This window comes from Palleronia rufa, assembly GCF_000743715.1.
GTDB classification, from domain to species: Bacteria; Pseudomonadota; Alphaproteobacteria; order Rhodobacterales; family Rhodobacteraceae; genus Palleronia; species Palleronia rufa.
Genome location: NZ_JQEY01000002.1, coordinates 103,279 through 115,633 on the forward strand (window position 1 = coordinate 103,279; position 12,355 = coordinate 115,633).

Consider the following 12,355-nt stretch of genomic DNA (forward strand, 5'->3'; position numbering starts at 1 on the left):
ACCCAATCTGAGGAAATTCCCATGACTGACATGACCAACGCAGCCCCTGCGGCTGTGAACAGCCCCGGCGTGCCTGAACATCAACGGCGTCTTATCGAACTCGACGACGATATCGCCAAGATTCGCACCCAGATCGCGACCGCTGATCTGGCGCGCCAGCGCGGGGCGAGGCCAATCGACCCGGACTGGTTCCACCGGGCCCGCACGGCCCTGCGCCACTTATACCGCGAGCGGGCCGAACTGATGGCGCAAGGCACTGGCCGCCGTCGCCGCGAAAAACTCAAGGACGCGCTGATCGGCATCCTGCGGGAACGCCATGATCCCGACACCTGGGATGGCATTCTGGCCGAGGCTCAGGCACGCAGCGAACGGGAGGGTCTGTGATGGCAGAGCTTCCCGAAGCCCCCACGCCGACGCTGACGGCGATCTATGCCGATTATGAGACCCGCCAGGGCGATGGTTTCCGCGATCACCTCGGGGCGTCGATCATCGGCAAATCCTGTGCCCGGGCGCTCTGGTATGACTTCCGCTGGATCACGCCCGCGCGCCATTCCGGCCGTCTGCTGCGCCTCTTCGAAACGGGTCAGCTGGAAGAGGACCGTGTTGTGCGCAACCTGCGTGCCACCGGGGCAACCGTGCTTGAGGTCGATCCCGAGACCGGCCGCCAGTTCCGGGTCGAGGCCCATGGCGGGCATTTCGGTGGCTCACTCGATGGCGTGGCCCTCGGACTCTTGGAAGCGCCCAAGACCTGGCATGTGCTGGAGTTCAAGACCCATTCGGTCAAGAGCTTCAACGAGTTGGTCGCCAAGGGTGTCGTTCTGGCCAAGCCCCAGCACGCGGCGCAGATGCAAATCTACATGCACCTGACAGGCATCACGCGCGCCCTCTACGTCGCGGTCTGCAAGGACACGGACGCGCTGCATATCGAGCGTATCGAGGCGGACCACGCTATGGCCGAACGCCTTCTTGAGAAGGCGGGGCGCATCATCTTCGCCCAGCATCCGCCTGCGCGGATCAGCGAGGACCCGGCCTGGTTCGAATGCCGGTTCTGCGATCACCATGCGACCTGCCATGACGGCGGTGGGGTCGCGGTAACCTGCCGGTCCTGCCTGCATGCGACGCCCGTCGGAGCGCTTCCAGAAGAAGTGGATACCGGTTCTTCATCCGGAAGCGCGGCCAGCAAAGACGTCGGTGGTTGGCACTGTGCGCGCCACGACCGGATGCTCGGACCGGCGGAGCAACGCGCGGCCTGCGGCCGCCATCTCTTCATCCCCGACCTCATCCCGGGCGAGGTCATCGATGCGGGCGACGATGTCGTCACCTACCGCATGGCCGATGGCTCGACCTGGACCAATGACGCCCGTTCCCCGGAGGCCGCGCCATGCTGACCCTGCGCCCTTATCAAGAAGCCGCGATCACGGCGATCTACGGCTATTTCCAAACCCACACCGGCAATCCGCTGGTCGTCATCCCGACCGCGGGCGGCAAATCGCTCGTCATGGCGTCCTTCATCGAAGGCGTCCTGAAGGCCTGGCCCGACCAGCGCATCATTATCGTGACCCATGTGCGCGAGTTGATCGCCCAGAACCATGCCGAGATGATCGGCCTCTGGCCGGACGCGCCCGCGGGCATCTATTCGGCGGGCCTCGGCAAGCGCGAGGCGCAGGCGCGGATCCTTTTCGCCGGCATCCAGTCGATCCACCGCCGGGCGGCCGAGATTGGCCACACCGATCTGGTGCTGATCGATGAGGCGCATCTGATCCCCGGAAAATCGAGCACCATGTATCGGCGCTTCCTCGACGCGCTGAAGGCGATCAACCCAGCGCTCAAGGTGATCGGGCTAACCGCCACGCCGTTCCGGCTCGACTGCGGGATGCTGCACGAGGGGCAGAATGCGCTCTTCACCGACATCGCCTATGAGGCCCCGGTCCGCGAACTGATCGATGCGGGGTATCTGAGCCCTCTGGTCTCGAAGCAGCCCGCCACCCGGCTGGATGTATCGAAGGTGGGCACCCGCGCTGGCGATTTCATTGCGCGCGATCTGGCGGCGGCGGTCGATCAGGACGCCATCACCCGCGCGGCCGTCACCGAGATCATCAAGCATGGCCGCGATCGGAAATCCTGGCTGGCCTTCTGCTCGGGCGTCGAGCATGCGCGCCACGTGGCAGAGGAGTTCGGCCGCCAGGGCATCAGTTGCCGCACGATCTTTGGCGACACGCCAAAGGACGAGCGCGATGCGATCCTTGCCGCCTTCAAGCGCGGCGAAATCCGGGCGCTCGCATCGATGGGCGTGCTGACCACCGGCTTCAACGCGCCCGGTGTCGACCTGATCGCGCTGCTGCGCCCGACGCAATCGGCCGGGCTCTATGTGCAGATGGTCGGGCGCGGCACCCGTCTCGCGCCCGGCAAGGAGAATTGCCTGGTGCTGGACTTCGCGGGCAATGTCCGTCGCCACGGACCGATCGACCTGGTGCGACCCAAACGCCCCGGTGATGGCGGCGGGGGCGAGGCGCCGACCAAGGTCTGCCCGGACTGCGATAGCATCGTCGCCCTCTCGGCGGCGGAATGCCCGGATTGCGGTTATGTGTTCCCGCCGCGTGAGGTGAAGATCGCGCCGACCGCAGCCACTTTGCCCGTCCTGTCGCCCAAGGCACCGCAATGGGTCGCCGTGAGCAACGTGTCCTACAGCCGCCATGACAAGCGGGGCGGTCGGCCCTCCCTGAAAGTGACCTATAGCTGCGGGCTCACGACCTATCAGGAGTGGATCTGCTTCGAGCATCAGGGCTACGCGCGGCGAAAGGCAGAAGACTGGTGGCGCAAGCGTGCGCCCGGTCAGCCTGTGCCGCGCAGTGTGAACGAGGCCCTGACGCTATCCCGCAGCTTGGCACGTCCCAGCCACATCTCGGTTCGTCCGTCGGGCCGGTTTTTCGAGATCACCGGCTACAGGTTTGACCCATGCACGCATTCCACAACGGCCTCTGCGCCGTCTGCCACCGGCAACCTCGCGGGTTTGGCTGGTTCGACCCTGTCTTCCCCGTCTCGGACCCGTGGCGCGACCAAAGCCGCAAGTCCCTCTGTAGCCGGACGTGTCAAAACATCTGCCATGGGAGGAAGGGCATGATCGATCCTACACCCAACGAGACTGAGGCGATGACCGTTGGCGGTCAGGAAGGTGGTGCCTTTCTGGAGAGCATCGGCAAATCCGATCTCACGACCTTGAGCGCGACCGAATGGGATCAGTTCATTGATGTCGTGGTCACCGGCTATTGCGATCACCTGCGCGAGCTTGCCGCGCGGGATCGCACCCGGCTCGACGGCATGGTGCCGGAGGTGCCTTTCTGATGCAGAGCTCCTCCCACATGGCGCGCTACGGCGCGCGGCTTGTCACCAATGGCTACGCCATCCTGCCCATTGCGCCCGGCACCAAGAAACCCGGCCGTTTCCAGCGTGGCGCTTGGGTGGATTACCCGGAGTGGAACCGCCATGCCGCGCGCCCGACGACCGAGGTCGAAGTCGCAACTTGGTCTGCCTGGCCCAATTGCGGCGTCGGGCTCGTCGGTGGCGCGGTTGCCGCCATCGACATCGACATCGCCGAGGATGCTGAGCTCGCGTTGAAGATCGAGAAGCTGGCGCGCGATCGCCTTGGCGACACACCGGCGCTGCGCATCGGACGCGCCCCCAAGCGTTTGCTGGTCTACCGTGCGGCAGAGCCGTTTCGTGGCATCAAGCGCCATCCGCTAGAGGTGCTCTGTCTCGGACAACAGTTTCTGGCCTACGCCACCCATCCCGATACGGGCGCGCCCTATGCTTGGCCCGAGGAAGGCCTGGCTGACCTCGATATCGCCGACCTCCCGACTATCACGGCCGATAAGGCGTTGGCCTTCCTCGAGGAGGCTCAGGCAATGCTTCCAGACGCAGTTCGCCACCGCGGGTTCGCGGTGACGCCCACAGTGCACTCCCATCTCACCGGGCACAGCCAGACAGGCACGCTGCCGGCGATTCAAGCGGCTCTCGAATGCCTGCCGAATGCCGAGCTTGATTACGACAGTTGGATGCGGATCGGCATGGCGCTTAAAGGCGCGCTTGGCGATGACGGCGAGGATGTCTTCGCGCAATGGTCGGCACAGGCCGCAAAGGATGTACCGGCGACCACGCTCAAGACCTGGACAAGCTTCAGACCGGACCGGATCGGCGCGGGGTCGATCTATCATCTCGCCCTGGAGCGCGGCTGGAAGCCCGACGCGTCGCTGCGCCTTGACGGATCCACGGACTGCGTGGAAACGCACCCCGCTGCAGGGCTGTTGTCACAGTTGGGCAGCCCATCTGAGCCCCACGCGGAAAGGGACGATCACGCCGCCTACACGCTACATATGCCGGACGGGCTGGTCGGGGATCTGACCGCCTACATGCTGTCGACCGCAAGGCGACCGCAGCCGCTTCTGTCACTCGGCGCAAGTCTCTGCGCCATCGGCGCGCTCATGGGCCGGAACTACCGGACCGAGAGCAATCTGCGCTCCAACCTCTATATTGTCGGCATCGCCGATAGCGGCTCGGGCAAGAACCACGCGCGGGAAATCATCAACGAGGTGTTCTTTGAAGGCGGGCTCGCCCATCACCTTGGCGGAAACAAGATCGCTTCGGGTGCAGGCCTCCTGACGGCGCTGCACCGCCAGCCCGCGATCTTGTTTCAGATCGACGAGTTCGGCATGTTCCTGTCGGCCGCGGCGGATCGCAAGCGCAGCCCGCGCCACATCACCGAGATCCTCGACAACATGACCGAACTCTACACAGCGGCCGGCGGGGTGTTCCTGGGGGCCGAATACGCCAACCGGGACGGATCGAATGACCGGCGCGACATCAACCAACCCTGTCTCTGTGTTTATGGCACGACGACACCCCTTCACTTCTGGGGCGCGCTGCAGGGCGCGAATGTTGTGGATGGATCGCTCGCCCGGTTTCTCATCCTGCCCAGCGATGAGGATTACCCTGATGAAAACCTCGCTGCCGGCATTCGGCAGACACCCCCGGCGCTGATCCACGGGCTCAAGACCCTTGCGGCCGGAGGTGGTCTGCAAAGCGGCAATCTCACCGGAATGACCCCAGGCCAGACAACAGCGGTGAACCCGATCACGGTGCCAATGTCGGATGAGGCCAAAGCCCGTTTCAAGGAGTTGAGCGCCGGACTGACAGAGGAATTGCGAGCGGCGCGGGGCACGGCGTTCACCGCGATCCTTGCCCGGATCGGAGAAAATGCCCTCAAGCTGTCGCTCATCGTCGCCGTCGGTCGCGATCCGGCACATCCCATAATCGATCTCGGCGCGGCGGAATGGGCCATAGGTTTCGTGCGGAACTTCGCGGCCAGAACGATGGAAGCCATCGAGCGGCACGTGGCCGATACTGAAACGGAGGCCCATCTGAAGCGACTAAAAGAGATCATCCGCGCGGCTGGTACCAAGGGGATCACCAAGTCAGAGATCACCCGGGCCTCCCAATGGCTGAAAGCGCGCGACCGGGACGAGATCCTGCTGACTTTGATCGAAAGCGGCGACATCACCACAGGCATGCGGGATACCAGGGGGCGCCGGGCCATGGTGTATCGGCTGTCGGGCTGAAAAGCGGGCTTCTTTCAAACGCGGGCATTCTTCAATTGAAAGAAGTTGAGGGTCAAGTGGCTGAAAACATGACGCGTTTTGCCTTCCTTCACTTCTTTCAATCTTTCAAGAGGTGCCTTGTAGGTGTGTGTCCTCGCGCGCGCGGTTGGAAATAGGATGATGTACCCCATGAAAAAATTGAAATATTGAAAGAAGGTATATTACCTATACAGGTCAGTGGCTTAGGGCTTGACTTCCTTCAAGTCGCCCGCCTGAAGAAACTGAAAGAAGTGCCGGGCGGATCATTCGCCCAGCACCTGACATGACCAGACCACCCTTCGGGGCCTGGCGAGATCGCAGCCTTCACCGGCCAGTCTTCTCGCCGCGTCCAGCACATCGAGGAGGAGGTCGTCATGACCCAATCAAAAAAACTGCGTCCCATCCTGGCGCTCGATCTTGGCACTACCACGGGCTGGGCGCTTCGTGGCTTTGACGGGCTGGTCACCACAGGTACCGCGTCGTTCAAACCCGGACGCTACGATGGTGGCGGAATGCGCTATCTGCGCTTCACCAATTGGCTCACAGAACTGGATCGGCTGAGCGGCCCGGTCGGCACGATCTGGTTTGAAGAGGTGCGTCGTCAGGCCGGCACCGACGCAGCCCATGTCTACGGCGGGCTTATGGCGTCGCTGACCAGCTGGGCAGAGCTGAGGGGTATTCCCTACGAGGGTGTGCCCGTCGGAACCATCAAGCGCCACGCCATTGGCAAAGGCAACGCACCGAAACAGGCGATGATTGACGCGGCACGCGCCCGCGGCTTCAACCCCGCCGACGACAACGAGGCCGATGCCATCGCGATCCTGCATTGGGCGATCGAGACGCAGGGAGGTGTGGCATGAGCTATTTCCCCAAAGGCTACGGCGGCCAGCGCCGCTCACCCGAAGAGGTCAAGCGTGACGGCTGGCGCGAGCAAGGCGTGCTGGCGGTTTCGGTTGATGACCATCGCTTGACCTGGCCGGAACGCGAACTCGTCGAGCAGCTGGGCACCAAGCTCTATGGGCCACGCCCCATGGGGGAGGTCCGCCATGGGTGAGAAGAAGACATGGACCGCCGACGATGTCGCCGACCACTTCGAGGAAGCATTTCGCACGCTGCGCAAGCTGCCACCGGTTAAGGCGCGTGGGTATTTCAACGCCTGGCCAGACATCGTGAGGTCTGCCCGAGAGATCGCGGCGATGGATCCACAGCCGATGCGGGTCTGGCCGTCGGCCTCCGCCATCACCCGGCTCGAGCAGACCTTCGACTGGGTGCTCTGGATCGAGGTGGAGGAGCGCAAGCTGATCTGGTCTCGCGCCGCCCGCGTGCCGTGGAAGCAGATCAGCGGCGAGCTTGGTGTCGACCGCACAACGGCATGGCGCAAGCACAAGCTGGCCTTGACCAAGATCGCGTCGCGGCTGAATGTCTGATCGACTCCAATATGTTGCAACACTTTTGTGTTCGACACATGCAACATTTCCGTGCTACCCGTAGGGCATGATGGGGAGAGTGCGTTGGAAGACGGCTCTCCCCGTTTTTCGTGGTGGATACCCTCACGGCGTCCAGAGTCCAGTTCGGGTCCAAACCGCTAACCCACTGACTTCACGGGTCCTTCCTGGCCCCAAACGTATACGGGCGGGCGAAGCGCGCAATATCGCTAGCGACAGGGCCGGTTTTTTGGGAAGCCACCCCGCGCAGGCATCCACCCGCGACCCTCTGAAAACCACAACAAAACAAACCTTTGGCACCGGACACACCCGGTGGCCGCTGGACCCCTCGTGGAGTCCAGGCTGGCCGCCGGTGTCCGGAGTCCACCCGATTGAGGCGAACCGAACCGCATGACCCTGAGCTTTGCCCCGGACGCGATCGAGATGTGGCCGCTGGCCAGGCTCCAGCCCTACGCAAACAACGCGAAGGCGCATGGCGCGGATCAGGTTTCGAAGATCGCTGCCAGCATGGCGGAGTTCGGCTGGACCGTGCCGTGCCTCGTCGCTGATGACGGAGAACTGATCGCGGGCCATGGCCGGGTGCTGGCCGCCACGCAGCTAGGGCTGACCGAGGCCCCGGTGATCGTACTGGGGCATTTAACCTACGCGCAACGCCGGGCTTACCGGATCGCGGACAACAAGCTGACGGAACTCGGGACCTGGGATGAGGCGCTGCTGTCGGCCGAGTTGAACGATCTGATGGCCGAGGACTACGACCTGTCGCTCATCGGTTTCGACGATGCCGAACTCGAAGCGCTGTTGGCTGGTGAGGTCGATCCTGAAACCGCCTCCCGCGAGGGCGAGGACGATGTTCCAGAGGTCCCCGAAACCCCGATCAGCCGTCCCGGCGATCTCTGGTTGCTCGGCAAGCATCGATTGCTCTGCGGAGACGCGACCGTGGCCACGGACGTCGAGCGACTGCTCGGCGATGTGACACCGCTGCTGATGGTGACCGACCCGCCTTACGGCGTCGAATACGATCCGGGCTGGCGCAACAAGGCAGGGGCCGCCGCGACCAGGCGCACCGGCAGGGTGCTGAATGACGACCGTGCTGACTGGCGGGAAGCCTGGGCGCTGTTTCCGGGTGATGTGGCTTATGTCTGGCACGGCGCGCTGCATGCGACCACTGTCGCCGACAGCCTTGAGGCATCCGGCTTCAACATCCGATCCCAGATCATCTGGGCCAAGGATCGCCTCGTGCTGAGCCGCGGCGATTATCACTGGCAGCACGAGCCGTGCCTCTATGCCGTGAAGAAGACCGGCAAGGGCCACTGGGCGGGTGACCGCAAGCAGACAACACTCTGGCAGATCGCGAACAAGGATCAGGACGCGGAAACCGTGCACGGGACTCAGAAGCCAGTAGAATGCATGCGCCGGCCGATCCTCAACAATTCAAGCCCGGGGCAAGCGGTCTACGAGCCCTTCATGGGATCTGGCACCACCCTGATCGCGGCGGAAACCACCGGCCGCGTGTGCCTCGGGATCGAACTGAACCCGGCCTATGTCGATGTCGCCGTGCAGCGGTGGCAGCAGTTCACCGGCCAAGAGGCCGTGCTGGACGGGACCGGCGAGAGCTTCGCCGATCTCATGGCCAATCCACGCTGAGGCGATGCATGACCTGGCTTTACCTTCCTCCGGACACGGTTCCGGAGTCGGAGACCTGTTCGGCCTCTCGCTCTGCTCCGGCGCAGGCGGGCTCGACCTCGGGCTCACCATCGCCATGCCCGGTTATCGAACTGTGGGCCATGTCGAACGGGAAACCTACGCCGCGGCCATTCTCGTGGCACGGATGGAAGAGGCGGCCCTGGATCCGGCACCTGTCTGGGACGACGTTGGAACCTTCGACGGCCGCCCGTGGCGCGGCGCGGTGGACATCGTCACTGCGGGCTATCCGTGCCAGCCGTTCTCCGTCGCGGGCAAGCGCCGGGGCGCGGACGACCCGCGCCACCTCTGGCCACATGTCGCGCGCATCATTGGCGAGGTCGAGCCGCCCTTCGTCTTCCTCGAAAATGTCGCCCATCATCTCCGCCTCGGCTTCCCCGAAGTCGCCGGAGGACTGGTCGGCATGGGCTACCGCCTTGCGACGGGCCTCTTCACGGCGGCGGAAGTCGGTGCGCCCCACAAGCGCGAGCGGCTCTTCATCCTCGCGCACCGAGCGGACTGCGAACTGGCCGACCCCGCGCGCCTGCTCCGGGACCCGGTCGAGTGGCGGGAACCGGACGGAGCTGCTGCGGCTCTGGCCGACGCCACGGGCGAGCGCCAACGAGAACCGGCAGACGAAACCAACGCCCTCACAAGAAGCGGGCAAACACGGGATGAACCTGGCGACCTCTGCCGCCATGTGGCCAACACCCCAGACCGACAGCTTCCGCAGTCGGGGCGGTGCCCGGAAAAACGAGAAGGGCCTGGACGGGATGGCCCGGGACTGGCCGACGCCAATGGCGACCGACGGCAACAAGCCGAGCGCGGGCAATCGCAAATCGGCCGACCTGACCAGCGCCAGTCAGATGTGGATGACGCCGACGGCGCGCGATCACAAGGACGGCGCGACGACATTGGCGAACACACCGGTGAACGGCCTGCTTGGCCGCCAGGTCCTGGTGACGCCGACGGCTGGGAGCGATACCTCCGAACCGCGCCGGACGCTGAACCCAGCATTCGTCGAGGCGCTGATGGGCTGGCCCACCGGGTGGACCGCCTTCGGCTCTGCGGCAACGGCGTGGTCCCACTGGTTGCCGCGCATGCGCTCCGAACTCTTGCAGCTCAATTGCTGGCCGATGGATGAGGCGCCAGCATGAAACAGTCCCGCCTCATGTCGCTGGTCGAAGCCGTCGCCAATGTGCTTGTCGGCTACGGCGTCGCGGTCATCACGCAGATCCTGATCTTCCCGATCTTCGGCCTGCATACGACGCTGGCGCAGAACCTCAAGATGGGCGCGATTTTCACCGTGGTGAGCATCGCGCGTTCCTTCGCCCTCCGGCGGGTGTTCGAGGCGATCCGGATGCACAAAGCAGATTGAACCCCCGAACCGTCTTACTTTGGTCGAAGTTCTGTTGTTTGAACGCGGATAGAGTGTAAGCTGCCAGAAAACAGCGTGGTCCGGATTCATGGCGATAATTCAGAAGTCTAACAAATTGTCTTCCCAACAAGAAGAGTACAGGATCTGCTCTGATCCTTACGTTTTCTACAGGCTGATTTCTGACGCCAACGGTTTCAGGATTATGACGGCAACGGCCTCGGAGGACACGGGAGAATACCGTGCCTACGGTGATCAAGAGGCATTGATCAGCGCAACCGTGCAGGTTTTGGCGGATCGTGAAATGGCGTTTGCAACGAAAAAGGACCACGCAGAACGCCCTTACATCGAGTCTTCTGTCTATCCTGACAAAGAAGACCTGCTTCACCTCACTGCGACCATTCTTGATAGACTGGGTTTTGAAGACATTTCTGTATTGGCGCTTCGGGAAATGAAAGCGATCTATGACGAGTTCGCCATCGATGACAGTGGTGATGATACCTATTTCAGTGACGGAATGTGGATGACGTCTGACGGTAGGATGATTGAGAAATAGTCTTAGGCGCAAGAAGTCTTATTGGGTTGAAAAACTGACGGAAACGATATGGGCGATTTCGAGGATGTGTTTGGTGCGGGTGCAGACGCTGTTGACATCATTGACGGCTACAATCGTCAGTACCTACGTGCAAGCAATCGAGAAAAGGCCAATTGGTGGGGAACGGCCACTGAAGACGAACTCGAAGCCGCCGAGCAACAAGACGAGGTCGATGCTTGGCGGGCTTCGATGGCGTCACGCGGATACTCAAAAGGTCCGCAGTTCTCGTCCTACGATGAACTTTCGGAGTGGGACCGTGGGAACAATAGGCCTCATGTTCGCCGCCGCACTTCATACGGATTTGAAGTATTCTTCACTGATGGAAATAGTTCCGCACCTAAGGAAGAACTCAGCAAACTCCGTGAGAAAGCGAGCAATAACACGTCGGATGACGAGATCCCGTTTTAGTCAATCGGGATACATCCTCCAACTAATTGGACTATTGGCTCAGCCAATCACTCTTTGCAGTTTCGATAAACCCGACCACGTCCTTCTATCTTCTCCGAAGTGATGTTCAGCCCGAGCTTTTTCTTGAGCGCGCCGGACATTGCACCGCGCACCGTATGTGACTGCCATCCGGTTGCGGCCATGATTTCTGCGATGGTTGCCCCGTCTGGCGCGCGCAACATGGCGATTAGGGTGGCCTGCTTGGTGCCCACGCGCGGCGCGCGTGCCTTGGGTGCTGCATCCTCGGTCGGTTTGACCTCCGTGCTGTCGGTCTCGATGCCAATGGCGGCGAGGCCTGTGTCGGTGGCGATCAGCGTGACGCCGTGACCGTCCCCGGTTTCGCGCCAGACGGGCTCGCCGTTGCGAATGTCCGCTTCGGCCTCCTCGAGGAAGCCTTTGGCGAGCATTGCGCCGACCACCTTTGCGGCGGCACCGCCCCGCAGGCTGTCGGGCAGCGGCAAGGCGATATGGCCGTCGCGTTGAGATGCTGCGCTGAGAATGATGGCTTGGGTGTCGGTGAGTTTGGTCATCTGTGCCTCTTCGGTTTGAGCCGCGCGGAATGCGTGGCTTCTACCGAGGCGAGCCCGCCGTTCGGGCGGGCCGGGACCGACGCGCGAAGGCTCAGTTGTCGCGCGCGATCAGGGCAAGGAGGACGGCCGCCATGCCGCCGAGATATTCGCTGCGGCGAAAGACGATCTCGTCGATCTCGCTCGCGGTGTTGATGCTGGGATCGACCTGCAGGTCGCTGCCCATGTGTGGCATGAGGCGGTTGACCTCGAGGTTGTAGCGCTCTGCAAGGGTGCTGCTCATCGGGGTCACTCCGCGTATTCGCCTTCGCCAAAGGCGCTGTCGGTGATGCGCTTCAGGAGGCTGGCGTAGTGCTCGAGGCTGCCAACCGTGGCCCAGCCGATCTCGTCGGGATGGCAGTTGAAGTGTTCGTCGCTGAGGCCCTGTAGCCGGGCGAGCATCTCGTCGATCTCGGCCTTCTTGCCGATGAAGGCGTTTACAGCCGCCTCTTTGTTGCGACGCGCTTTCTCGGCGCGAAGCTCATGGCGGGGCGTTGTCTGTGGGTTAAGGCGAGTCATCGTGGCGGCTCCGTGGTGAGTTGCATCGTTTTCGTAGGACCACGTTCGCTCTGGTGCGGAGGCTTATCAACTACATAAGCACATGATTTTGAATGATA

General features: G+C 62.9%; 16 protein-coding genes and 1 pseudogene. 14 read left to right on the top strand and 3 right to left on the bottom strand.

All coding sequences use genetic code 11. The annotated features are described in order from the left end of the window. Positions 1-21 precede the first annotated feature (21 nt). The 14 genes and pseudogenes from KW83_RS04590 to KW83_RS20420 all read left to right on the top strand — a co-directional run bounded on the left by KW83_RS04590 (position 22) and on the right by KW83_RS20420 (position 11,133). Entirely contained in the window at positions 22-384 is a 363-nt protein-coding gene (locus tag KW83_RS04590) for a hypothetical protein (RefSeq protein WP_036175320.1), read from the top strand. Then, entirely contained in the window at positions 384-1,388 is a 1,005-nt protein-coding gene (locus KW83_RS04595; RefSeq protein ID WP_036175323.1) for a PDDEXK family nuclease, read from the top strand. Before KW83_RS04590 ends, KW83_RS04595 begins: the two co-directional genes overlap by 1 nt. After that, positions 1,382-3,121, top strand: a complete 1,740-nt coding sequence (locus tag KW83_RS04600; RefSeq protein WP_081904467.1) for a DEAD/DEAH box helicase — start codon at positions 1,382-1,384, stop codon at positions 3,119-3,121. Before KW83_RS04595 ends, KW83_RS04600 begins: the two co-directional genes overlap by 7 nt. After that, complete coding sequence (locus KW83_RS04605; RefSeq protein WP_036175326.1) at positions 3,118-3,342, top strand: DUF6511 domain-containing protein; 225 nt, start codon at positions 3,118-3,120, stop codon at positions 3,340-3,342. Before KW83_RS04600 ends, KW83_RS04605 begins: the two co-directional genes overlap by 4 nt. Then, positions 3,342-5,612 carry a PriCT-2 domain-containing protein gene (locus tag KW83_RS04610; protein WP_036175329.1) on the top strand — a complete coding sequence of 757 codons (2,271 nt, stop codon included), beginning with the start codon at positions 3,342-3,344 and terminating at the stop codon, positions 5,610-5,612. The genes KW83_RS04605 and KW83_RS04610 overlap by 1 nt, the downstream gene beginning before the upstream one ends. Positions 5,613-6,004: 392 nt before the next feature. Next, a complete protein-coding gene (locus KW83_RS04615) occupies positions 6,005-6,490 on the top strand; it encodes a hypothetical protein (protein ID WP_036175333.1) in 486 nt (161 codons plus the stop codon). Continuing rightward, positions 6,487-6,684 (top strand): hypothetical protein, encoded by a 198-nt coding sequence (locus KW83_RS04620; RefSeq protein WP_036175336.1) that lies wholly within the window; start codon positions 6,487-6,489, stop codon positions 6,682-6,684. Before KW83_RS04615 ends, KW83_RS04620 begins: the two co-directional genes overlap by 4 nt. Beyond that, positions 6,677-7,057 carry a DUF6362 family protein gene (locus KW83_RS04625; RefSeq protein WP_036175339.1) on the top strand — a complete coding sequence of 127 codons (381 nt, stop codon included), beginning with the start codon at positions 6,677-6,679 and terminating at the stop codon, positions 7,055-7,057. The genes KW83_RS04620 and KW83_RS04625 overlap by 8 nt, the downstream gene beginning before the upstream one ends. Positions 7,058-7,465: 408 nt before the next feature. Then, positions 7,466-8,719 carry a site-specific DNA-methyltransferase gene (locus KW83_RS04630; protein ID WP_036175342.1) on the top strand — a complete coding sequence of 418 codons (1,254 nt, stop codon included), beginning with the start codon at positions 7,466-7,468 and terminating at the stop codon, positions 8,717-8,719. A gap of 115 nt (positions 8,720-8,834) precedes the next feature. After that, positions 8,835-9,227: pseudogene (locus tag KW83_RS21355) on the top strand (DNA cytosine methyltransferase); the annotation flags it as partial. A 202-nt stretch (positions 9,228-9,429) separates the two neighbouring features. Further along, entirely contained in the window at positions 9,430-9,912 is a 483-nt protein-coding gene (locus KW83_RS21360; protein ID WP_036175348.1) for a hypothetical protein, read from the top strand. Further along, positions 9,909-10,133, top strand: a complete 225-nt coding sequence (locus KW83_RS04645; RefSeq protein WP_036175351.1) for a DUF7220 family protein — start codon at positions 9,909-9,911, stop codon at positions 10,131-10,133. The genes KW83_RS21360 and KW83_RS04645 overlap by 4 nt, the downstream gene beginning before the upstream one ends. 88 nt (positions 10,134-10,221) lie before the next feature. Next, on the top strand, positions 10,222-10,686 hold the full coding sequence (locus KW83_RS04650) for a hypothetical protein (protein WP_036175354.1): 465 nt from the start codon (positions 10,222-10,224) through the stop codon (positions 10,684-10,686). A gap of 48 nt (positions 10,687-10,734) precedes the next feature. After that, positions 10,735-11,133, top strand: coding sequence for a hypothetical protein (locus tag KW83_RS20420; RefSeq protein ID WP_152563477.1), 399 nt, complete (start codon positions 10,735-10,737; stop codon positions 11,131-11,133). 47 nt (positions 11,134-11,180) lie between these two features. Here KW83_RS20420 and KW83_RS04655 read toward each other — a convergent pair whose 3' ends face one another. The 3 genes from KW83_RS04655 to KW83_RS04665 all read right to left on the bottom strand — a co-directional run bounded on the left by KW83_RS04655 (position 11,181) and on the right by KW83_RS04665 (position 12,257). Then, on the bottom strand, positions 11,181-11,702 hold the full coding sequence (locus KW83_RS04655; protein ID WP_036175357.1) for a DUF3489 domain-containing protein: 522 nt from the start codon (positions 11,700-11,702) through the stop codon (positions 11,181-11,183). A 91-nt stretch (positions 11,703-11,793) separates the two neighbouring features. Next, complete coding sequence (locus KW83_RS04660; protein WP_036175360.1) at positions 11,794-11,982, bottom strand: hypothetical protein; 189 nt, start codon at positions 11,980-11,982, stop codon at positions 11,794-11,796. Between the two features lie 5 nt (positions 11,983-11,987). Next, entirely contained in the window at positions 11,988-12,257 is a 270-nt protein-coding gene (locus KW83_RS04665; RefSeq protein WP_036175363.1) for a hypothetical protein, read from the bottom strand. Between the last annotated feature and the right edge of the window lie 98 nt (positions 12,258-12,355).

What these genes read in the sequence shown, in the direction of transcription:
- KW83_RS04645 (WP_036175351.1), top strand. Translation starts at nt 9,909, where the DNA reads ATGAAACAGTCCCGCCTCATGTCGCTGGTCGAAGCCGTCGCCAATGTG.
- KW83_RS04590 (WP_036175320.1), top strand. Translation starts at nt 22, where the DNA reads ATGACTGACATGACCAACGCAGCCCCTGCGGCTGTGAACAGCCCCGGC.
- KW83_RS20420 (WP_152563477.1), top strand. Translation starts at nt 10,735, where the DNA reads ATGGGCGATTTCGAGGATGTGTTTGGTGCGGGTGCAGACGCTGTTGAC.
- KW83_RS04655 (WP_036175357.1), bottom strand. Translation starts at nt 11,702, where the DNA reads ATGACCAAACTCACCGACACCCAAGCCATCATTCTCAGCGCAGCATCT.
- KW83_RS21360 (WP_036175348.1), top strand. Translation starts at nt 9,430, where the DNA reads ATGAACCTGGCGACCTCTGCCGCCATGTGGCCAACACCCCAGACCGAC.
- KW83_RS04605 (WP_036175326.1), top strand. Translation starts at nt 3,118, where the DNA reads ATGATCGATCCTACACCCAACGAGACTGAGGCGATGACCGTTGGCGGT.
- KW83_RS04660 (WP_036175360.1), bottom strand. Translation starts at nt 11,982, where the DNA reads ATGAGCAGCACCCTTGCAGAGCGCTACAACCTCGAGGTCAACCGCCTC.
- KW83_RS04650 (WP_036175354.1), top strand. Translation starts at nt 10,222, where the DNA reads ATGGCGATAATTCAGAAGTCTAACAAATTGTCTTCCCAACAAGAAGAG.
- KW83_RS04615 (WP_036175333.1), top strand. Translation starts at nt 6,005, where the DNA reads ATGACCCAATCAAAAAAACTGCGTCCCATCCTGGCGCTCGATCTTGGC.
- KW83_RS04625 (WP_036175339.1), top strand. Translation starts at nt 6,677, where the DNA reads ATGGGTGAGAAGAAGACATGGACCGCCGACGATGTCGCCGACCACTTC.
- KW83_RS04665 (WP_036175363.1), bottom strand. Translation starts at nt 12,257, where the DNA reads ATGACTCGCCTTAACCCACAGACAACGCCCCGCCATGAGCTTCGCGCC.
- KW83_RS04610 (WP_036175329.1), top strand. Translation starts at nt 3,342, where the DNA reads ATGCAGAGCTCCTCCCACATGGCGCGCTACGGCGCGCGGCTTGTCACC.
- KW83_RS04630 (WP_036175342.1), top strand. Translation starts at nt 7,466, where the DNA reads ATGACCCTGAGCTTTGCCCCGGACGCGATCGAGATGTGGCCGCTGGCC.
- KW83_RS04595 (WP_036175323.1), top strand. Translation starts at nt 384, where the DNA reads ATGGCAGAGCTTCCCGAAGCCCCCACGCCGACGCTGACGGCGATCTAT.
- KW83_RS04620 (WP_036175336.1), top strand. Translation starts at nt 6,487, where the DNA reads ATGAGCTATTTCCCCAAAGGCTACGGCGGCCAGCGCCGCTCACCCGAA.
- KW83_RS04600 (WP_081904467.1), top strand. Translation starts at nt 1,382, where the DNA reads ATGCTGACCCTGCGCCCTTATCAAGAAGCCGCGATCACGGCGATCTAC.